Raw genomic sequence first — 21457 nt, 5'->3', positions numbered from 1 at the left:
AGGGATTGGCGGAATCCAGTGCCAGGGACGGCAAAGCGTAGCTTCACATCCATGAAACCTGGATATCGGCAATCCATGCCGAGATGACGAATAATGCCGCAAATGCACCATAGAGCAGGCACTAAGTTGGCGCTTATGGACGGTTGGGGTGAGGGAAGTCAAAACCTAAGTTATTTCATGCCCGTCCCTTAGGTTTGCAGCTTAAACGGCAGATGCTTTTCGGCCAGCAAGCGGTATTTTTGAATTTCAGCGGTTTCCCAATCAAGAAAATCATCGATGGCAGCGGCAAAGCGCCGGTCTTTAATCCAGTGTGCCGAATAGGTGTAAACCGGTTCGAAACCGCGGGCAATTTTATGCTCGCCTTGCGCGCCGGAATCGAAGCGCTTTAGATTATTAGCCAGACAATAGTCCAGTCCTTGGTAGTAGCAAGCTTCAAAATGCAAACTATGATATTCCTCGTTACATCCCCAATAGCGTCCGTAAAGCGTATCGTTTCCGATAAAACTGAGTGCTGCGCCTATATAGTCGCCGTCTTTGACGGCAACGATCAATAGTAAATTTTGCGGCATCGTTTCGGCGATTTCCAGAAAAAAGCCGAGATTGAGATAAGGCTGCATGCCGCGCTTGAAATAAGTCATTTGATAGAAGCGATAAAAAGCCTCCCAATCTTGCTCCGATATATCTTTTCCGGAAATTTGTCGAAATTGAACGGATTGTTCCGCAATACGCCGGCGTTCGCGTTTGACTTGTTTGCGCTTGCCGGCCGAAAAGCTATCGAGATAGTCGTTAAAATCCCTGTATTCTCTATTAAACCATTGGAATTGAATGCCGGTTCTAAGACTCAAGCCCTCGAACACAAGTTGTTCGGCCGAGGTTAAATCGGGAAACAGACAATGCCAGGAAGAAGCGCCGGTATCGGCAAGCGTTTCTTTTATGTAAGAAGCAATGAATGAGGTGATGCGCCGTTGGTCCGCGCCGGTTTTGATCGCGATACGCGGTCCTTGACAGGGTGTGAATGGGATAGCGGTTAGCAACTTCGGGTAATAATCCAAGTGGTGGTTATGATAGGCTTCGGCCCACTGATAGTCGAAGACGTACTCTCCTCGCGAATGAAATTTAAGGTACAAAGGCATTAATGCGACCGGCTCGTTTTGTTCGTAAATCAACAAATGCCGGGGCTGCCAGCCGGTTTCAGGGCTAGCCGAACGGCAGCGTTCCAAAGCCGATAAAAATTCATGGCGCAAAAAAGGGTAGTTTGAGCCAACCAAACTATTCCATTGATCTCGGTCGATTTGACTAAGACCGTCGATCTGAATCGCTTTCATCGGAGTCATGAGGCAAAAAATAGCATGAAGTATGTCGAAAAGTGGAGTTCATTTGTCATTCAGCCATTCCGATGCATGATTGACTCATCATTTAGACGATAGGGAAGGATGCGATATGAACTTTATCAAAAGATTGTTTATTTTGTCGGTTTTGTTGAGCGTTTCGGCTTGCGCCCGGCAAGGCTCTTATCGACAGTATGACGGGCCGGTGGTTGTCGAAACAGGACGATCTGTGAGTTATGTTGTCGAGCGTCCCTATCCGGTTTATGTACAACCAAGAAGGACAGTCGTCAAGACGATCGATTATCGACCGGTCAACATTTCGAGAACCTATGTGTCAAATGACAGGTCGACGCCTAATATGTATCAAAAACCGCAGGCAAGGCCTCAACAGGATGTTCGTGTGCGCACTGTCGAATCCCGTGGCGCCCGTCCGGATTATAAATCGGGAAATGGTTCAAGAACCGGAAAACCAATTAATGATAAACCAAACGCCGAATCAACGAGACGGGTATCTTACGATCGACCGGAAGCCCGACGTTCGCGTCAAGCCTTCAGGTCAGAGCAAGTTTCCGGTGAGCGAGGCAAAAACAGAAAAGCCGAAAGAGACTTCAATAGCCGAGATGAGCGTTCGGAAGAAAGTCAAAGATCGCGCGACTATACCGAAATTCGGCAGCGGGAGTTGACACTAAACACCGGGGCGAATGACCGGGCTCGGCGATAGCGACCTGTCGGGCCGTTCTCGGTGACCTTTGGCTAGCCTACGGCGAGTCCATAACGGTTGCACAAAGGTCGGATCGGTGGCGATAACAAGGTATAATTTCCGGGTTTAATTCATGAGACGTTTAGTCAAACCGGTCCACGCTTAGGATAGAAAAATGAAAACAATACTTTGTATGAAATGGGGTACGCAATACGGCGCCGATTTCGTTAACCAGCTTTATCGCGGCGTTCAAGACAATATTACCGGAGATTTTCGGTTCGTTTGTTTAACTGACGACTCGAGCGGCATGATCGACGGGATAGAAGCATTGCCGTTGCCTAACATTGAACTGGGCAATGCGGTGATTTGGTCCGGTTGGCGTAAGTTATCGTCGTTGTCGTCGCAATTAAAAGGAGCGCCTTATCATTTATCCGGCGATATTTTATTTTTGGATATCGATCTATTGATTACCGATTCGATCGATGTGTTTTTTGACTATAAACCGGGCGCTTTTTGCATTATCGAGAATTGGACGCAATTGGGTAAGGGTATCGGTAACTCATCGGTTTATCGATATAACATCGATCGGTATCAATATATTTTTGACGATTTCGAATCCCGTTATGAAGAAATTTACAAAACCGTTTCTAATGAACAAGTTTTTTTGACTCAATCGGTCGCTAAAACCGAAACTGTTGAATGGTGGCCTGAAGAATGGTGTCGCAGTTTTAAAGTACATGCCTTGCCTAACCGGTTATTACAACCTTTCATTCCGGCAAAATTACCGCCTGCTTGCCGGATTTTAGTGTTTCACGGTCATCCGAAGCCTTTAGAGGCCCTACAAGGAGTTTGGCCTCGCGGTAAAAAAAGTAAGCGCTGGATACGACCTTGTCCATGGATCAGTCAATTTTGGAAGGCCTAGGTTTATGCTATTGTTGTGCTGTTCCTCAAGTCATCGCTTGCTTGTGCTGCCATTAAGTTAAGGGAAGCCCGTCATCCGTTATGGACTGGCGGAATCCAGTGCCATGGTAGTTAACATAAGTCATTATGAATTGATCTATACCTTTCGCACTTCAAATTTCGGCAGTGCCCGAGGTGGTGCCGGGTTTCCGACAAAGGCTTTGCCAGCATGGAGCTGGCATAGAGCCTACATGGACGTATTCACGGCGTCCTTTGACGGACGCCCCGGTCCGAATTTTGATCTACGATTGGGTATATAACGGCGAGAGCTCTAGCTTCTCGAAGCGACAAGCATATTTCTAAGAAGAAATCTTTAATTGCCGTTTCCGGTTGCGGTTGACGCGATATTTTTCATGCAAATAGCCAATAGAGCTGAGCAAAGATTGTTTATTGATCGCTTTGCGGGAGCGGATCATGCTGTCATGCGCTAATGACTTTATCGGTTCATGATGCCGTTCGATGTGCCGGCTGAGAACCGAAAATAAATTATAGTCCTCCAAAACCCGGCGCCGGGCTTCAAGAATGAAAGGTAAACGCTTTTCGTATTCGTGGTTTTCGATAGCGTCCTTAATGATGCGGTAAGATTTATCTACATCGAAAATATCGATATAAATGAAACTTTCTTTAGGAAAATAATCCTCGACATTGGTGCAACCGAAGTAAAAAGGCAGCGTAAAGCCCAAAAAGGCATCGGCTAATTTTTCGGTCCAATGATGATCGCCGACAAAGTTTTCGATGGCGATGTGATAACGATAAGCATCGAGTGCGATAGCCTTATCATCCATGTCGCGAACGCCGTGGCCGAATATTTCCAGCTCGGGCAGACGTTTTTTTAGCGACTGAGTAAACCGATAACGTTGGTTATGCAGGGTATGTTTTTGCTGTTTACTGGAGCAGACCGTCGAAATGGAGAGGCTTTTGTTCGGTTGCATGGCCGCGAGGCGGTCATAAGAAATTTCGGTTTGCTTGCCGATGCCGTAAAACCAAATTAAGGCCGGTTGAGAAAAAATTCTGTTATGGTGTGCAAGCGCAAAATTTTCCTGACTGGTCAATACATGGCCGAATTGAGCCGTATATGAGCTCCCATATACTTTGATCGTCGAAGGTTCGGTGGTTATCAATAGCGTGTTTTGTTTAGGGCAACGGAGCTTTTCTTCGCGTATCGAAAAACGTTCGCCGCCGACTTTAGGTAAGTCGTCATAGACGACCAGCCAATCATAATCTTCCAAGTCAGGATCGAAACTAAAGGTACACGCTCCCCAAGTATTCGTATTTCCTGGGAACTGTCGCATGAAAATGCGCGATTCCGTTTTGGCGAGAAACTTGACGACGATAGGGGATGACGGTTTGAATGCTTCTTCTATCATTAGGCTTGGATTGAACGGTGAGTTTTATTAAGGCAAATGTTGGCAAAATTCATGCGATCAATAACTTAATAAATTGATGGAATTGCTTAATAAGGCTAATTATACTGACTCGCCACGGAATTCGAACCTTTTGTTTGACAAAGAAGATTGATCTTAGGATTTCGTGATAAATAACGTCCTGGAACTATGAGCCTTGTTGAGGGTTCGGTCACTCGCTTGGCAGGACGCCGTGAATACGTCCGTGTAGGCTTGACGGCGGCGACTGATTGCCATGGATGGCATGAATGCAGATTTTGCATTACGCCATGGATGGCGTGTATTAGGGCAATGCAGGGCAGAAAAATGCTCCTGCATTTTCTGCATTCATTACATCCATGTAACTCAGCAATTGCCGAGGAGCAAAAATCTGCCCTGCCGCCGACACCTGCCAATCGAGCAACCGAACCCTCCTTAAAATAAGGAAGTTATTTACGGCCAAATCCTTAGTGCGGCTTATTTAAACCGATTAGGAAGAACGAATTTGAACACACAGATTAAAACTTGTTGGGTATTGACATTGGGAATACCCGGAATGGACAACCAATCGCTCGGCTTAGCCCAAGCATTAGGTTTGGAAATCGAACAAAAGCGGATTTGTTTGACCTGGCCTTGGCGGCATTTGCCGTCGCGTTTTTGTCTCGCGCCATTGCGTTTTTTGGGGCCGGGTAGCTCGAACTTCAATCCGCCCTGGCCCGATGTCGTGATCGGGACCGGGCGACGCACGGTAGCTGTGGCTCTGGCGATAAAAAAAGCCAGTGGCGGCAAAACCTTTAATATTCGCATACAAGATCCTTACTATGCCTACGATAAGTTTGATGTCATTGTTACGCCGAGACATGACGGCTTGTCGGGTCCCAATATCGTGAACAGCATCGGAGGACTCCATGCCATTACACCGACTCGTCTCAAACTTGCTGCCGAGCATTTTGCGCCGCAATTTTCCGACCTACCGCGTCCTTTAGTTGCCGTAATGGTGGGCGGTTCCAATAAATGTTATCGAATGACGGCCCAAATTGGTAGGCAACTCGGCGCGAGGCTTGCTGCTTTGTCAAAAGAAACCGGAGCGGGCATTTTATTGACGACTTCCCGGCGCACCGGCGCCGAAGTCGAAGCCGTGTTGCGTGAAGAGCTGAGCGACACGCCTTCGCTTATTTGGGACGGTTCCGGTGAGAATCCGTATTTGGGTTTTCTAAGCTTAGCGGATGCGATTTTGGTGACCGCCGATTCGGTCAATATGGTTTCTGAAGCGTGCACGACCGGAAAACCGGTTTATGTCATAGAACTTGAAGGCGGCTCGGATAAATTCAATCGATTTCATCGAGGCATGCAATCGGAAGGCTATACACGGCCGTTTATTGGGAAGCTGGAAAACTGGACTTATCCGCCGCTCGACGATGTCGGCAATGCGGCGCGGGAAATCGGCCGGCGAATGAGCTTGAAAACCTACTCAAAAATTTGAAACAATTTTTACATTTATTATGGCACGATCAATGGTGATGCCGCGTTTTGCATGGATCACATGTTCGGATTTTAGTGGTCGAGAACAGCACGCCTTTTGTCAGCCATCAATTCTCGATAGGTCTTTAACGTTTCCGAGCACATGTTTTCCAACGTGAAAATATCATTACGCCTGATCTGAACGGAGCTTCCGGTCAATATTTTTCGAGTGACCTCGGCGGCCTCGTTCACATTTCCGACTTCGATCTTACCTTCCGGAAACAATCGCTCTAGTTGTTCCTTGACGCCGCCGTGACTGTAGCCAACGACCGGAACGCCCAGGCTTAAAGACTCGGTAACGGTGCGGCCGAAAGACTCCGGTTCTTTCGACAGGGAAAAAACGGTTTTCGAGATTGCGATGATGTTTTGTAAGTCGCTCCGGTGGCCGGTTAAGGTGATGTCATTGTTCAATTGTTTCTCAAGGATCAGCTGTTCGAGCTCTTGTCTGTATTCTTTTTTCTTAGGCGAGGTTTCGCCGACGATCAGCCCATGCACGGGCAGGCCTGACTGTTTCAATTCGGCGATAATTTGGATGAAGTCCTCAATGCCTTTGCGGCGAGACAAGCGCCCTGCGAAAGTCAGCAGCGGCTTATTTCGCGTTTGCGGATAAGTAGCTATCCAGTGATCCTGCCAGTTTTGGTCGGGAAAAAAATCCGGGTTATACAGCGTCGTATCGACGCCTCGGTAGATCACCGAAATTTTTTCGGGATCGACATCGGGGTAAGAACGCAGAATATAATCGCGCATCATCTCGGAGACGGTGATGATGCGTTCGCTTTTGGTCATGATCGCGCTGTAACGATTGACCGAATGCTGACCATGAAAAGTCGAAATCAGCCTAGGCCTTCCATTTTCCGGTAGGCTTTTCCAGGCCAAATAAACCATCCAAGCGGGTAGCCTCGAGCGGACGTGAACGATGTCCGGGCGAATATCCCGCATCAGTTGTTTGAACCACGGAATATATTTAAACGTCGACAGTTTTTTGGCGCCTATGTCCGCTTCGATATGCCGGCTGCCTTGGTCGATTAATGATTGCACCAAGCGCCCGGCCGCCGAAACGACAATTGATTCATGCCCCTGTTTGACCAAGTAACGGCCGATTTCGAGCGTGCCTTTTTCAACCCCGCCGCTGTTTAAGGCTGGCAAAACTTGAATTACCGTGATTTTATGATTAGACATCGTAATTTTATGTGAAATTTTTAAGCGAGGCTGAGTCTGAACTCCTCCATGTATACCCATCGCAGATCAAAATTCGGCACCAGGGTGTCCGTCAAAGGACGCCGTGAATACATCCCTGTAGGCTCTATGCCAGCTCCATGCTGGCAAAGCCTTTGCCGCACACCCTGGCGCCTCCTCAGGCACTGCCGAAATTTGAAGTGCGAAAGGTATAGAATGAAAGTTTACTGTGAGTACCGTAAGCGCTCAACTAAAAGTGCGACACTGTCTAACATTAGGTGGGCATAGGCGCAAAATTCAAGTCAATTTTACTGACACCCATAGTTTATAATCTGCCGAAATCTTCATAACCAGGACTGTTCAATGGATTACTCAATTGCCAAGTACGCGCCTGAATACCATCCCTTTCTTAGTTATTTACAGCACCAAGATAAATTGACCGATGCCGAGCTAAAAAAGGTCGACCGAGTCATGCAGTCGACGGTGGCCGAAACCTTGCCGCATTTATTGATTAAACTCGGTATTTGTTCCGAGAGTGATATCGCGGAAGCTTTTGTTGCAACGCATGACGTTGAAAAAGTCGGGGTCGAGGATTACCCGCTTGAAACGCCTCTGCCCAATCATGTCTCTCTTCGATTCTTAAAGCAATTTCATGTAATAGGTTTACGCGATACCGATCAGTCGATTCATGTTGCGGTAATGGATCCGGAAAATCGTTTTGTTTTGGATGCGTTGCAACTAGCGACCGGTAAGCCGATTATTGCGAAAGTCGGGCTAATGTCGGAAATCGATACCGCGCTCGAGCTGCAATACGGCGAAGGCAAATCGCAAATGGATAAGCTGTTTGCCAACCTCGAGACCGACGAGATCGGCGAAGAGGATCTGGAGCACCTTAAAGACATGGCGAGCGAAGCGCCGGTCATCAAAATGGTAAACCTGATCATGCAGCGCGCGATTGAGAGCCGGGCTTCAGATATTCATATCGAGCCGTTCGAACAGCGCTTGAAAGTCCGCTTACGCGTCGACGGCGTGCTGCAAAATATCGATGCACCGCCGGTAACATCGACTGCAGCCGTGCTTTCGCGCATAAAAATCATGGCCAAATTGAATATCGCCGAGCGCCGATTGCCGCAAGACGGCCGAATCAAGCTGCAAATGTTGGGCAAGGAATTGGATTTGCGGGTGTCGACGATTCCAACATTATATGGTGAGAGTGTCGTCATACGCCTTTTGGATAAAGAGGCGACGGTATTAGATTTTAAGGTCCTAGGGTTTGCGGGTAGGCAATACGAAAAATTTGTCGAAGTATTGAGTCAGCCACACGGCATTATTCTGATTACCGGACCTACCGGTAGCGGTAAATCGACAACCTTATATACGGCGCTTAAACAACTGAATACGGCCGAGCGTAAAATCATTACTGTCGAGGATCCGGTCGAATATCAATTGGAAGGCATCAATCAAATTCAAGCCAAGCCGCAGATAGGATTGAATTTTGCCGCGGCGCTACGGTCCATCGTCAGACAAGATCCCGATGTGATCATGATCGGTGAAATGCGCGATATCGAAACCGCTCGAATAGCCGTGCAATCGGCGTTAACCGGCCATTTGGTTTTGTCCACTCTGCATACCAACGATGCGGCGGGCGGTGTGACGCGATTATTGGATATGGGCTTGGAAGAGTATCTGCTGAGTTCGACGGTCAACGGAATTTTAGCGCAGCGCTTGGTTAGAAAACTTTGTCCTCATTGTAAAACCGCTAATCCGGTCGATTCGGCCTTGGCCGAAGAATTGAGGTTGAGACATTTTCAACCGGAGGGCGATTTGGTTCTCTATAAAGCAACCGGCTGTCAGGCCTGCAATGGTCTAGGATATAAAGGACGGATGTCGATCATCGAATTTTTGGTGATGACCGACCCCATTCGGCGCTTGATCATGACGCATGCGGAAGCTGGGGAAATTCAACGGTTGGCAATTAGCGAAGGAATGCTTACGATGTATGAAGACGGATTGGTCAAAGCTTTGCAAGGTTTGACCACTTTGGAAGAAATTTTACGCGTGACGACGGAATCCTGATGGCACTCTATGCGTATAAAGCCGTAAATACTAGCGGCGAAGTTGAAGACGGTTTGCGTGAAGTCGCCGACGAAGCGGCTTTGATCGCCGAATTGCAAACAGAAGGTTTTATACCGCTTCACGTTTCTTTATCGAAAGGTAGATCATTTCTCGGGTTACGATTGGGGGCTAAACAGCTTCGTCTGACACAAAAAGAGGTATTGATGTTGACCGGCGAGTTGGCCACCTTACTGGATTCGGGGCTACCTCTCGATAAATCGCTTTCGGTGTTGATCGATCTGACCGAGGAAAATGAGAAATTGAGCAAATTGCTCGCGCGCGTACTGGAAAAAGTCAAAAGCGGGACATCTCTTGCCGATGCCTTGCAGAGTCAAGCCGGGGTGTTTTCCAAATTTTATCTGAATATGATCCGAGCCGGAGAGGCGGGCGGTAATTTAGGCGGCGTTTTGGTGCGTTTGGCGGACTATCTCGAGCGCTCGCGGGAGCTTAGAGACACGGTTAGCACCGCGCTGATATACCCGGTTATTTTAATGATCATGTCGTTTGCATCGTTGTTTGTAATGCTGACGTTTGTGGTGCCCCAATTTACTGAAATGTTCGAAAGCGCCGGCCAGGCATTACCGGTGCCGACTCAGATTGTCGTGGGTTTGGCCAATTGGCTACAAAGCTACTGGTGGATATTGTTGGCAATAATAGTATCGGCCTATATTTATATGAATCATCAACTGGCGGAGCCTGCGTCTCGTAAAGGGTGGGATGCCAGGTTTCTAAAAATGCCGTTGGTCGGCAACATTTTACTCGCGATGGAAACCGCTAACATTACCCGTACGCTCGGCACGCTGTTAGGAAACGGCGTATCGATCATCAGCGCATTAACGATCGTCCGCGAGACCGTGTCGAACTTAACACTGGTAGACGCGGTCAGAGACGCCGAAGAGCAGCTCAAACAAGGCCGTCATATGTCCGATGCTTTACTCGACAAGGGGGTATTACCTAAAATGGCGATGCAAATGATCCGGATGGGAGAAGAAACCGGTCGTTTGGAAGAGATGCTGTTGCGTGTCGCGACGATTTACGACAAGCAGCTCAAAGTATCGATACAGCGTATGCTAGCTCTATTGGAGCCGGTATTGATCATAACTTTAGGACTCATGATTGCCGGTATCATTATTTCAATCTTGTTGGCAATCTTGAGTGTAAACGATTTGGCCTTTTAGGAAAAAACATGAAACGATTGGGAATAAAACGATTAAGAATTAAAAACAGCGGTTTTACCTTGCTCGAATTACTCGTGGTATTGGGCATTATCGCGATGTTGGCCGGTGTTGTCGGTCCGCAGGTTATGAAGCATATGGGGGCGTCGAAAACCAAGACCGCCATCGTTCAAATCGCCGATCTTTCAGCCGCGCTCGATATGTACAAACTCGATGTCGGGCGTTATCCGACCACCGAACACGGCTTGCAGGCGCTGATCGAAAAACCTAACGACGTGGACCGTTGGAACGGTCCGTATTTACGGAAAAACCGGATTCCTTTGGATCCTTGGCAACAACCCTATTTTTATAAATCGCCGGGCGAGCATGGCCGATTCGATTTGTATACGCTCGGTGCCGATCAAAAAGAAGGGGGAGACGGCGAGGATCAAGATATTGTCAGTTGGGAATGACTTTATTCATTGCAGCAATTTCCAGTTTGAACATATTCTCGGAGCTGAGGGAGTGGAGCATGCCTGTCAAGGAACGCCGTGAACCCATCCGTGGGGGCTTGACGGCTGTTCTCCCCTGCCGACCCGACATCCTCGCCAAACATACTCCGCACCCTTTTTTACACTCAAATTGGGAATTGCCGTTATCCATTGAATTGTTTATTCGGGTTCGTCGGCATTGTTTAGAATGGTAGCAATATCTCGAGCCAATCGCGGGTTCACGATGATCGAGTTGGCCGTAGTGCTGTTTATCATGGTGCTGGCCTTCGGCGCGGTCGGTATATCTATTTCATCCGGTAACGATGCAACGACGATTAAAACGGCGGCGCGAGATATGATTTCGGCCCTGCGTTATGCCAGAGGGCAGGCCTTGATGCTCGGCGAAGAGACGACCGTGACGATCGATTTCGGCGACAACACCTATTATATTAGTACGCGCGATAAGGTTTACCAGATTCCGCAAAATATCCAAGTCAGGCTTGTGACGGCGGAAAGCGAGTACAGCCGGGACGGCCGGGCCAGTGTCCGTTTTTTCGGCGACGGTTCTTCAACCGGCGGACGGCTGACGATGGAATTGGATCAATGGGTATGGCGCATCGAAATCAATTGGTTAACCGGATTGATCGACCTGACCGATGCCTAAGGAATATGTACAAAATAACTTTCCGAAATAGTAAGCTTTGTGGAGATTCGGTGACTCGCTTGACAGGACGCCGTAAATACATCCCAGCAATTCCCAGTTTGAGCAGTTTCGCCGATCTTAGGGTGTGGGGTATGCCAGTCGAGGAATGCCGTAAATCCGTCCACGGGGGCTTGGCGGCGACTTTCCCGCCGCCGATATCTACCAATCGAGTCTCCGAATATCCTTCCGACATTTGATAAAGTTATTTCATGCTCGTTTCTAAGCAGCAAGGTTTCTCATTGATGGAAATTCTAGTGGCCTTTGCGATAATGGCTTTGGCCTTGGGGGTTTTGCTCCGGATTTTTTCGGGCGGTATCAATACTGCAATCGTTGCCGACGATTATTCGTCGGCCGTGCAAATCGCGGAGTCTTTAATGGCGCGGGCGGGCGTGGAAACGCCGCTGCAAGCCAGCCAATTTTCAGGTACGGAATTCGATCGTTATGAATGGCTAGTTGTTATCCGACCGGCCGATTTTCAACTGCAACCTTCAGGTAATCAAAACGAATTGCCGCTATTGTATCGCATCGATGTTAGGGTTAGTTGGTCCGAAGAAGCCGCCGAACCACGCGTTTTTCAATTAAAAACGCTACGTTTAGGACGGGTGGAAGCCGCAAGCAGTCGATAGCCGCCCATGTCTAAAACTCATTACACATCGAATAAGGAATATGCACAAAATAACTTATACAAGTAGTAGGCTTTGTGGTGGTTTGGTGACTCGCTTGACAGGACGCCGTGAATACGTCCATGTAGGCTTGACGACGGAATCTGATTGCCATGGATGGCATTAATGCAGATTTTGCAGGAGCAAAAATCTGCCCTGCCGCCGACACCTGTCAATCGAGCCACCAAACCCCCTTCCAACAGTTGTCTAAGTTATTTCATGCTCGTTCCTAAGCAAACCGGTTTTACGCTAATAGAAATTATGCTGGCCATGACCTTATTGAGCGTCATGATGGTCTTGCTATTCGGCACGCTAAGAATCAGTGCGCAAAGTTGGGAGGCGGGCGAGGGTAAAGTGGCTCAGAGCGGCGAAGCCGCGTTGGTCTATCAATTTTTTCGCAGGCACTTGGGCGTCACGCAACCGTTGTGGCAAGACTTTAACCCCGATCAAGAACGAGCCTTCTCGTTTGTCGGCAGGCCCGATGCCCTTCAGTTCGTATCGCCGCTTCCGGCCAGTGCGGCTCGTCCCGGCTTGCAGATGTTTAGCGTGTATTTACGGCAAATGGGCGGCGGTAAGTGGTTGACTGTTTCGGTTCAACCCTTCTTTCCGGAAGCGGAAGGACAAGCTGCGCAGGATGAAGGTGTAGTAATTCTTAAGCATGTGAACTCTTTCCAGGTCAGTTATTTTGGGATGGATCCTGTGTCCGGAACGATCGGGTGGCAGGATGAATGGGTCGAAAGAGAAGCTTTACCGCGTCTGGTCAGAATCAGGATTGTTCGCGATAACGAATTGTATTGGCCGGATATGTTTATCGCTATTAGAGCCGCAGCGGATACCGCCGATCCCGAATTCTCGGGAGGCATTGACCAGGGGTTCGATTAATGCGGCAAAAGGGTTTGGCATTGGTTTTGGTGCTTTGGGTACTGACGTTGTTAACGGTTATGGCCGGAAGTTTTGCGCTGAGTATGCGTCGGGAATCGTCTATAATGTTTGGCATGAAGACGAGGGCCGAGGCCCAAGCTTTTGCTGAGGCCGGTATTGCGGTGGCGGAATTGATGATGCTGGAAGAAGATCCGTTAAATCGCTGGGATGCCGACGGTCAAATTTATGAATTTAGTTTCGATGAGGCCGTGATTAGAGTCCGCATTCTTGCGGAAAACGGCAAGGTCGACATTAATCGGGCGGAATTGGATTTATTGCTCAAACTTTTGAGGCACGCACCGATAGATGTCGATATGCAAGCGCGGGTCGCCAACGCCATTATCGATTGGCGCGATCAGGATGACGACACGCGCGAAGACGGTGCCGAGAAAAAAGAATATCAAGCGGCCGGCTTGAGATATGCCCCTCGTAACCAAGCATTCCAGTCGCTCGAGGAATTGCAAATGGTTCTAGGCGTAGATGCCGTGCTCTACGACTGGCTAGAGCCGTTTATTACCATTGAATCCGGTCAAGCGAGTGTCGATCTCGACAAAGCCTCGGCGGAATTGCGATATATGCTGGAAAGCGAGGACAACTTTGCCGCCAAACCGATAACAGGCAAATCCGATGCCGAGAATGCCGTCCCTAGGGTCAGAGCTTTTTCGCCGACTGAGCAGGGAGGCGAGATGCCGGGAGAATTCGAAATGCAGGAAGACGATCAAGCGCAGCCCGGTAGACCGGCAAGCGGCGCGTTGACTATCGTTTCGGAGGCCATGGTCGGCGAGGGCGTTACGGCGGGTGTCAAGGTTTTGGTTAGGCGTTCGAGTAATTCGGGCCAAACTTTTTCGGTGGCTCGGTGGCAACCGATACATTCGAAAGTCCATTCTTTATTCGCCTATGAAATGGAAAATTATTGATGTGAACTAAGGATTCTGCGGGACGGGTTATTTAACCCGTCCCCAGCGTTTCGGTTTGCTTTGCTCTCGGTCGAAACGTTTAGGACGGGGTTGAAAACCCCGGTCAGCCAAGATGCGCACCCTACGGTTGATGGATACGCTGAGAGCTAAAGCTCATGTAACGGAACAGACACATTATTGTCATCTTTTCCTTATAAGCTTAGCCGTTTATGTAATACGGACAAATCGACTTTCATGAGACAATTCACCAATCTTACGTTTAATGAATACTCGTATATTGTCCCACTGAAACTCAACTAGAAACAAAACATGACCAATGCTGAATCTTGATGCGAACATTGATCTGGATGTAAAAAATTTTTTTCGGTGGTGGGGAAGCGAGCTTTCTCATTTATTGCCCGAAGAGATCAAGAAAATTCTTGATCAACAACAAAGTAAACTGATTTTACGGCCTCATGCCTCCACATTCTCGTTAACCTATGAAGTCGGCGAAGCGCGTGAAAACCTTGGCGAATTTTCAAGGGATGCGGCGGGAGTCGAGGCGATCAAGAAAATTTTGGCAAAAGATGCGCGCTACGAGAAAACCCAATTCATCGTGCGGCTTGCGCCTTCCGATGCGATTAGCAAGGAACTGACCTTTCCGATTGCTGCCGCGGAAAATTTACAACAAGTGATTGCTTATGAAATCGATCGCCTAACTCCGTTTAACAAAGATCAAGTCTATTTTTCAGTCAAGCTGGTCGAAAAAAACAAGCAAGCCGGCATCGTGCGCCTCATTTTGGTGTTGACGCCAAGGGACAAATTGGATGCTTTATTAGATGAGTTGACGGCATTGACGCTGCATCCGTCGCTAATCGACTACGAACCGGTAAGCAATCAAGCGAAATCGGACGCATCCCATTATAATCTCTTGCCGGCACATCGCCGGGAAAACAAAATACCTTGGCACAGCTATGTACACGGCGGCTTGGCCGCGTTGTTTTTCTTACTGCTGTCCGTCGCAATGGTCTTACCTATTTGGCTGGAAAGTCGGGCTGTAGCGGCTCTTAGATATGACATTGCGGTTATCGAAAAACAAGCGAGAGCCGTTGAAAACATTCAAGCCGAAATCGATGCCGTTATTGCGCGAGCGCAACAACTGATCACTAAAAAACAGCAGTCGCCGGCAATCGTCGATATATTGAACACCCTCAGCGAACTGATAAAAGACGATACCTGGCTCAATTATTTGCGTTTTAACGAAGGCAGGCTACAGTTTCAAGGCCAATCACCGGCCGCATCGGCGCTCATCTCAAAATTGGAAGAGTCGGAGTTATTTGCCAACGCCCGTTTCGTATCGCCGGTCACCCGGGATAGACTGAGCGGTTTAGAGCGTTTTCAGCTGTCCGTGGATATTAAACCTAGGAGCGGCGATGACGCTACTCGATAAATACCCGCCGCAACGCCTAGTCGCCGTAGGCTTGTTGATTGCGGTCGTATTGATGGTGATCGGCTTTCTGATGGTGCCCTTGATCAATGCGGCCCTGGACTTGCGCGAAGAAAAACACGAGTTGCTGTTTCGTTTGGATCGCTATCAACGAATAACCGACAAAAAAGAAGCGGTGACGGCCAATGTCGAAAAAATCAAGCAGGCCAATGCCGCACAAAGTTTTTTTAGCCGGCACAAATCCGAGGCCTTGGCTTCCGCTGAATTACAACAGTCGGTCAGGGCCGCGATTGCGAATGCCGGGGCGGAATTAATCAGTACTCAGGTGTTACCGAGTAAAACCGAAGGCCAATATAGCCGGATAGCGATAAAAATCAGAATGAACGCCGATATGGAAGCATTCCGCTCGGTTCTTCTGCAACTTGAATCGGCCGTGCCTTTCATAATGATCGACGATCTTGACATTCGTCCCGAGCGCGGAGTGCGTAACCGGATAACCCGAAAGATCGAGCCTAGCAATAAAATGAACATCAGCTTTCAGGCCTCCGGTTTCATGGGTAAAGAACCATGATCAATCCGGCATTAGTCAAATTGCTAAGCGCAGCCTGTGCGGTATTAGTCGTCCTTATCGCCGGCGAATGGTGGTATTGGGGGCAGGCGAACGACATGCCGGCCGGCGAGGCCCATACGCAATCGACAGATTATGAAGCATTGGCGTTTCCGCAATTTCAAAGCGATCGGCCGAGCGAAGACCGATATAACGATTTAGTCAGTCGTCCGCTGTTTATCGAAGGCCGGCGCCCGGCACCCGAACCGGATCCGGAAAGAGCGTCGGAAACAAGTTCGGAGACCTTGGATTGGGAACTGACCGGTATCTATACGGTTCAGAAAAAGCCCCATGTTTTGTTACGAAGAATCAAGCCGCTGCCCGATCAAAAAAGCCATAAAAAACTGCCTATAAATGACGAAATCGACGGCTGGCGATTGGTTGAGGTATTGCCGGATAAAGCGATACTGGATCGTGGCGGAGAAAGAAAAGAATTGATTTTGAGAAAACCGAAACAGAAAGAATTGCCTCCCGGAAGACGGGCGCCGATTCCGCAGCAACGTCCGGCAGCGCCGCAAAAACCCCCCGATAGTCCCTCAAACAACGCCGGATAACGGCTTTAGTGAATCTGATCCTGCAATAACAACACAAAATGAATAAAGTAAACCGAATCCATGCGACTGTATTGGCATTGTTAACCCTGTCGACTGGGGGATGCGAGTTATTGGGTGCTCAGGCCCGGCAAAAGTTGACCTTGGCGCAGCCTAAGGTCGAGGACCTTGAGGCGCACCAAAAGTTTTTCGAACAATTGGGGGAAGAAACCGAAATAGAAGATAAAGACAAGCTGCACGCCGAAATCTTTCCCGGCCGGGGATTGCCGGTCGGCGATGTGACCAGACGCGCCGGTCCGCCCGTAGGTCAGGGGTCTTACAGCTTGAATTTCGACGAAGCCGATCTCGGCGAGGTCGCCAAGGTCATCATCGGCGATATTTTGGGTAAGAATTATGTATTGAGCCCTAAAGTCGCCGGCAAAGTGACACTGCAAACTACCCAGCCGTTGACCCGCGAACAAGTGCTGCCGACTCTGGAAATGCTGTTGAGCATGAACAGCGCTGCATTGGTCAAGGACGAGGGCGGCGTTTACCATATCGAACCTGCGTCCGATGCGCTCTATACCTCGGCTTTGTCGATGGCCGACCGGCGCGGACGCGTATTACCGGCCGGTTATCAAGTTAGCGTCATTCCGGTTAGGAATGTCGGCGTCGACAATATCGTCGAAATACTCAAGCCGTTGTTGCAAGAAAAAACCCTGCTGCATTCCGACCCGTCCAGAAACCTGCTTCTAGTGGGCGGCACCGCGGCCGAATTGTTGCGCGTACAGGAGATCGTCGGGATTTTCGATGTCGATATGATGCGCGGCCGGTCGTTCGCGTTGTTTCCGTTGACGCATGTCGACCCGCCGACCGTGATAGAAGAGCTCGAGCAAATCTTCGACAATAAAGGAAAGGATGACAAAGGCCAGTATTTCCGCTTCATCGCGATCGAGCGCATGAACGCGATATTGGCGATCACGCATCAATCGCGTTATCTCAGCGACATCGAAAATTGGATCATCCGGCTGGACCGGGCGCAATCGGCGACCGGCGGCGGCGTCAATGTCTATAAGGTGCAGCATGTCGATGCGGTGCAATTGGCCGCGACCCTGAGCGAAATTTACGGCGTCCCGGCTTCCCAAGTCGGCATGGGGCAGGCTTCGGTCGCGGCAGGGCGAAGATCGGTGGAGGTCACCAGTCGACCGCAACAGAGTAGCGGACTGGGAGGGCGAAGCAGCCAGATTCGTCAAGTACAACGTCCGATGCAAACGCCCGGCATGGCCGCAGGTACCGGCGTCAAGGTCAAGGGCGTCGAGGATGTGCGCATCATTCCCGACGAGATCAACAACTCGCTCGTGATTGTCGCGACCGCCCAGGAGTACAACGTAATCAAGGGCGTGATCAAGCAACTGGACGTGATGCCGTTGCAGGTGTTGATCGATGCGACGATTGTGGATGTGACGTTGACGGATAGATTGCAATACGGCATTCAATGGTTTTTTGAACATGGAGCTGGTGGAGATAATGAAATTACTGGTGGTGGAGCCAGAAGTGTTTTTCAAACAATAGGAAAAACAGGGGCTAAAGCGGCTTTAGGTGTAATGTCAGGAGGCTTAAGTTATGCGTTTTTATCAGGTGATATCAAGGTCTTATTAAATGCTGAAGCTTCGAAAGGAAATACTAATATCATTTCTTCGCCTTCGTTGATGGTATTGAACAATCAAGAGGCGTCGATACAAGTGGGTAGAGAAGTATCGCTGAGAACGGGAACAACTACTCCTCTGGGTGGTACTACGGCGGCCCCTGACAATTCGCTTATTGCAACCCAGCAACTGCAACAACGGCAAACCGGCGTCAAATTGAAAATTAAACCCCGCGTCAATGCCGGCGGTCTGGTAATCATGGATATAGAGCAAAGTGTTGAAGATGTACTCGAGGACACTACTGGAAATACGGGAAATCCCGATATACAGACACGAGAAATCATGAGTTCGGTCGCGGTACAAAGCGGCGAAACACTGGTGTTGGGCGGATTGATACAAGAAAACAATAACTATGGCAGGGCTGGCGTCCCTTGGTTACACGAGCTACCATTGATCGGTCCGTTATTCGGAAGTACAGCTTCTAATATGACCAAAACCGAATTGGTTATTTTATTGACCCCTCGAGTCGTCACCGGCCGCCAAGATGCCCGCTTGGTCGCCGACGAATTCAAACGCAAATTGACCGGCATCTACCACATCGAACCGACCGAAATGGAAATCAGGTAGGGTGCCAGCAATTCCCAGTTTGAGCAGTTTCGCCGATTTTAGGGTGTGGGGTATGCCTGTCGAGGAAAGCCGTAAACCCATCCATGGGGGCTTGGCGGCAGCTCGAACGCCAAGGATGGCGTGAATGCAGATTTTGCAGGAACAAAAATCTGCAAGCGCCAAGGATGGCGTGAATGCAGATTTTGCAGGAGCAAAAATCTGCAAGCGCCAAGGATGGCGTGAATGCAGATTTTGCAGGAGCAAAAATCTGCCCTGCTGTCGACATCCTCGCCAAGCATACCCCACACCCTTTTTGATCTCCAAATTGGGAATTGCTGGTAGGGTGCGCACCATTAACCCAATAAAGAGCAGTTGATATGTGTTTTAGACCGTTCGTGCTGAGCCAACTCGAAGCATGAAGGGTCTAAAACACTTTCACTGGTTTGGTGAAGCTTCAAACTACCCTTCATCCTTCGGCAGGGCTCTCCTGAGCGCAGCCGAGGGGCGAAGGCGAACGGTAGTTTGAGATTCCCGACTGCTCTTTTTAGGATTTAACGAGATTATCGCGAAGATATCCACGCCTTATTTCCCCTGTCCCGAAATAAATTACGGTAAGCGGGGTTAATTGTTATAAAATCATCGGTTTTTCAATGACTCGAAATTTTTCAATGGTAATCGGCGATTAAATTATGCGATGTCCCTTTTGTGCAGCGCAAGATACCCGAGTGATCGATTCCAGATTGGCGAATGAAGGCGATCAGGTTCGTAGGCGGCGCGAATGCACGGTTTGTAAAGAGCGCTTTACGACTTTCGAGCAGGCCGAGTTAAGTCTGCCACGCGTGATTAAACGTGGCGGCGCAAGAGCGCCTTTCGACGAACAAAAGCTCCGCGCCGGTATGTTGCGCGCCTTGGAAAAGAGGCCGGTGGACAGCGATGCGATCGAGCAGGCCATTAGCCGGATCATTAAAGAGTTGTCCACGAAAGGCGAACGCGAGATAAAGGCGCAAGAATTGGGCGAAAAAGTCATGAAAGAGTTGAGCATGCTCGATCATGTCGCCTATGTCAGATTCGCTTCGGTTTATCGCAGTTTCGAGGATGTCAGCGAATTTACCGATATGATCGAACATTTGAAGCGGCAATAAGATGACTTTGTTGGGGCATCCGGACGAATTTTACATGGCCCGGGCGATTCAATTGGCGCATAACGGCCTGTACACGACGCAACCGAATCCGCGTGTCGGTTGCGTGCTGGTTAAAGACGGCGTAATTATCGCTGAAGGCTGGCATGCTCGGGCCGGCGAGGGTCATGCTGAAATTGAAGCGCTCAAGCGGGCGCAAAGTCCCGCAGGGGCGACGGTTTATGTTACCTTGGAGCCTTGCAGCCATCACGGGCGCACCCCGCCTTGTTGCGAGGCCTTAATCAAAGCCGGCGTAGTTCGTGTTGTTGCGGCCATGCAAGACCCTAACCCGCTGGTTTCCGGGCGAGGTTTGAGGAGATTGAATGACGCCGGTATCAATGTGCGCTGCGGCGTTTTGCAAAACGAAGCGATGAAACTGAATCCGGGCTTCATTAAACGCATGCAAACGGGTTTGCCGTTTGTACGCGGTAAGTTGGCGATGAGTCTGGACGGGCGCACTGCGATGGCTTCCGGCGAGAGTAAATGGATCACTTCGGATCAATCCAGAGCCGATGTACATCGATATCGCGCCCGCAGTTCGGCGATTTTGACCGGTATCAATACGGTGTTGGCCGACGATCCGGCCTTGAATGCACGGGTCGAATTCGAAACCCTGCAGCCGGCCAGAGTCGTGCTCGATACCCGGCTGAGGATGCCGCCGACTGCGCGGTTATTGACATTGCCGGGCCGGAATGTGATCGTGACTTGCTCGCAAGACAGAAGTGAAATCGATACGTTGCAACAAGTAGGCGCGGAAGTGTATTGCGTTGCCGAGCGTAACGGCAAGGTCGATTTGTCCGCCGTGATGGATTTGTTGGGACGATTGCAGTTTAACGAGATATTCATCGAAGCCGGTCCGACCTTGAGCGGGGCTTTGTTAGCCGAAAACCTCGTCGACGAATGGCTCATCTACATGTCGACTAATGTATTGGGTGATGAAGGCCGGGGGTTGTTTCGTTTGCCGGGTCTTGAAAAAATGGCCGATAAAAAACATTTAAGCTTATGCGATATCAGACAAATAGGACCGGATATCAGGCTGACGCTGAAGCCGGCTTGAAAGCACGTAGCCCGTATGCAGCGAAGCGAAATACGGGAAGTTTCGTGCCTAGGTAAATATTCAGTGACCCTAGTGGGCACTGCCATTAAGTTAAGGATTTTTCCGTTCGCCCTGAGCCTGTCGAAGGGTGAATGGAAAAATTCTGGGTCGATAAGTTAAGCCGTCCATGGTTCGACAGGCTCACCACGAACGGCTTAACTTAATGGGAGTGACCCCTAGTGGGGTTCTCATTGTTATACACAAGTACCGTCATGGGTGTTGACAAACGGTTATCGGAATATCCGGGAACTGTGCTGTTTGATAAGTCACAGAACATTGAACATATGGGGCTTCGACATAAACCATTGCTGCCGCGCATCAGTGGCTTAGAAAGTTGC

The 21457-nt window shown here is 49.3% G+C and carries 20 protein-coding genes; 17 read left to right on the top strand and 3 right to left on the bottom strand.

Annotated elements, in window-relative coordinates:
- Positions 1–188: 188 nt before the first annotated feature.
- Positions 189–1325 carry a GNAT family N-acetyltransferase gene (locus tag METBU_RS0110210; RefSeq protein ID WP_026130138.1) on the bottom strand — a complete coding sequence of 379 codons (1137 nt, stop codon included), beginning with the start codon at positions 1323–1325 and terminating at the stop codon, positions 189–191.
- A gap of 115 nt (positions 1326–1440) precedes the next feature.
- On the opposite strand from METBU_RS0110210, the gene METBU_RS0110205 reads away from it, so the two are divergent.
- Both METBU_RS0110205 and METBU_RS0110200 read left to right on the top strand, forming a co-directional pair.
- A complete protein-coding gene (locus METBU_RS0110205; RefSeq protein ID WP_017840530.1) occupies positions 1441–2049 on the top strand; it encodes a hypothetical protein in 609 nt (202 codons plus the stop codon).
- Between the two features lie 154 nt (positions 2050–2203).
- Positions 2204–2950: a hypothetical protein gene (locus METBU_RS0110200; RefSeq protein WP_026130137.1), complete on the top strand. Its 747-nt coding sequence runs from the start codon at positions 2204–2206 to the stop codon at positions 2948–2950.
- A gap of 337 nt (positions 2951–3287) precedes the next feature.
- Here METBU_RS0110200 and METBU_RS0110195 read toward each other — a convergent pair whose 3' ends face one another.
- The gene (locus METBU_RS0110195; protein ID WP_017840528.1) at positions 3288–4355 is read right to left on the bottom strand and encodes a glycosyltransferase family 10 domain-containing protein; all 1068 of its coding nucleotides are present in this window, start codon (positions 4353–4355) and stop codon (positions 3288–3290) included.
- Positions 4356–4875: 520 nt separating this feature from the next.
- Between METBU_RS0110195 and METBU_RS0110190 the strand changes: the two genes are divergently transcribed.
- Positions 4876–5853: a mitochondrial fission ELM1 family protein gene (locus METBU_RS0110190; RefSeq protein ID WP_026130136.1), complete on the top strand. Its 978-nt coding sequence runs from the start codon at positions 4876–4878 to the stop codon at positions 5851–5853.
- Positions 5854–5924: 71 nt separating this feature from the next.
- Here the strand turns inward: METBU_RS0110190 and METBU_RS0110185 are convergent, their stop codons facing one another.
- Positions 5925–7070 carry a glycosyltransferase gene (locus METBU_RS0110185; protein ID WP_040575608.1) on the bottom strand — a complete coding sequence of 382 codons (1146 nt, stop codon included), beginning with the start codon at positions 7068–7070 and terminating at the stop codon, positions 5925–5927.
- Between the two features lie 360 nt (positions 7071–7430).
- Between METBU_RS0110185 and gspE the strand changes: the two genes are divergently transcribed.
- From gspE to ribD, 14 genes are all read left to right on the top strand, one after another.
- Positions 7431–9143 carry a type II secretion system ATPase GspE gene (gspE, locus tag METBU_RS0110180; RefSeq protein ID WP_017840525.1) on the top strand — a complete coding sequence of 571 codons (1713 nt, stop codon included), beginning with the start codon at positions 7431–7433 and terminating at the stop codon, positions 9141–9143.
- Positions 9143–10360, top strand: a complete 1218-nt coding sequence (locus tag METBU_RS0110175; RefSeq protein ID WP_017840524.1) for a type II secretion system F family protein — start codon at positions 9143–9145, stop codon at positions 10358–10360. Before gspE ends, METBU_RS0110175 begins: the two co-directional genes overlap by 1 nt.
- Positions 10361–10368: 8 nt before the next feature.
- On the top strand, positions 10369–10809 hold the full coding sequence (gspG, locus tag METBU_RS0110170) for a type II secretion system major pseudopilin GspG (protein ID WP_014149360.1): 441 nt from the start codon (positions 10369–10371) through the stop codon (positions 10807–10809).
- 226 nt (positions 10810–11035) lie between these two features.
- Complete coding sequence (locus tag METBU_RS0110165; RefSeq protein ID WP_026130133.1) at positions 11036–11491, top strand: GspH/FimT family pseudopilin; 456 nt, start codon at positions 11036–11038, stop codon at positions 11489–11491.
- A gap of 248 nt (positions 11492–11739) precedes the next feature.
- Complete coding sequence (locus tag METBU_RS0110160) at positions 11740–12156, top strand: prepilin-type N-terminal cleavage/methylation domain-containing protein (protein WP_017840522.1); 417 nt, start codon at positions 11740–11742, stop codon at positions 12154–12156.
- A gap of 162 nt (positions 12157–12318) precedes the next feature.
- Positions 12319–13074, top strand: coding sequence for a prepilin-type N-terminal cleavage/methylation domain-containing protein (locus tag METBU_RS0110155; RefSeq protein ID WP_235726401.1), 756 nt, complete (start codon positions 12319–12321; stop codon positions 13072–13074).
- Positions 13074–14030, top strand: a complete 957-nt coding sequence (locus tag METBU_RS23905) for a type II secretion system minor pseudopilin (RefSeq protein ID WP_017840520.1) — start codon at positions 13074–13076, stop codon at positions 14028–14030. Before METBU_RS0110155 ends, METBU_RS23905 begins: the two co-directional genes overlap by 1 nt.
- 316 nt (positions 14031–14346) lie before the next feature.
- The gene (locus tag METBU_RS23900; RefSeq protein WP_017840519.1) at positions 14347–15459 is read left to right on the top strand and encodes a PilN domain-containing protein; all 1113 of its coding nucleotides are present in this window, start codon (positions 14347–14349) and stop codon (positions 15457–15459) included.
- Entirely contained in the window at positions 15443–16027 is a 585-nt protein-coding gene (gene gspM / locus METBU_RS0110140) for a type II secretion system protein GspM (protein WP_017840518.1), read from the top strand. Before METBU_RS23900 ends, gspM begins: the two co-directional genes overlap by 17 nt.
- Positions 16024–16617, top strand: coding sequence for a hypothetical protein (locus METBU_RS23895; RefSeq protein WP_017840517.1), 594 nt, complete (start codon positions 16024–16026; stop codon positions 16615–16617). The genes gspM and METBU_RS23895 overlap by 4 nt, the downstream gene beginning before the upstream one ends.
- A 38-nt stretch (positions 16618–16655) precedes the next feature.
- Positions 16656–18866 carry a type II secretion system secretin GspD gene (gene gspD, locus METBU_RS0110130; protein WP_017840516.1) on the top strand — a complete coding sequence of 737 codons (2211 nt, stop codon included), beginning with the start codon at positions 16656–16658 and terminating at the stop codon, positions 18864–18866.
- 173 nt (positions 18867–19039) lie between these two features.
- Entirely contained in the window at positions 19040–19162 is a 123-nt protein-coding gene (locus tag METBU_RS29010) for a hypothetical protein (protein WP_017840515.1), read from the top strand.
- Positions 19163–19534: 372 nt separating this feature from the next.
- Positions 19535–19987: a transcriptional regulator NrdR gene (gene nrdR, locus METBU_RS0110120; RefSeq protein ID WP_017840514.1), complete on the top strand. Its 453-nt coding sequence runs from the start codon at positions 19535–19537 to the stop codon at positions 19985–19987.
- Position 19988: 1 nt separating this feature from the next.
- Positions 19989–21080, top strand: a complete 1092-nt coding sequence (gene ribD / locus METBU_RS0110115) for a bifunctional diaminohydroxyphosphoribosylaminopyrimidine deaminase/5-amino-6-(5-phosphoribosylamino)uracil reductase RibD (RefSeq protein WP_017840513.1) — start codon at positions 19989–19991, stop codon at positions 21078–21080.
- Positions 21081–21457: the final 377 nt, after the last annotated feature.

Source organism: Methylotuvimicrobium buryatense 5G, from assembly GCF_000341735.1.
Taxonomy (GTDB): Bacteria; Pseudomonadota; Gammaproteobacteria; order Methylococcales; family Methylomonadaceae; genus Methylotuvimicrobium; species Methylotuvimicrobium buryatense.
This window is presented reverse-complemented; position numbering and strand designations above follow the sequence as displayed.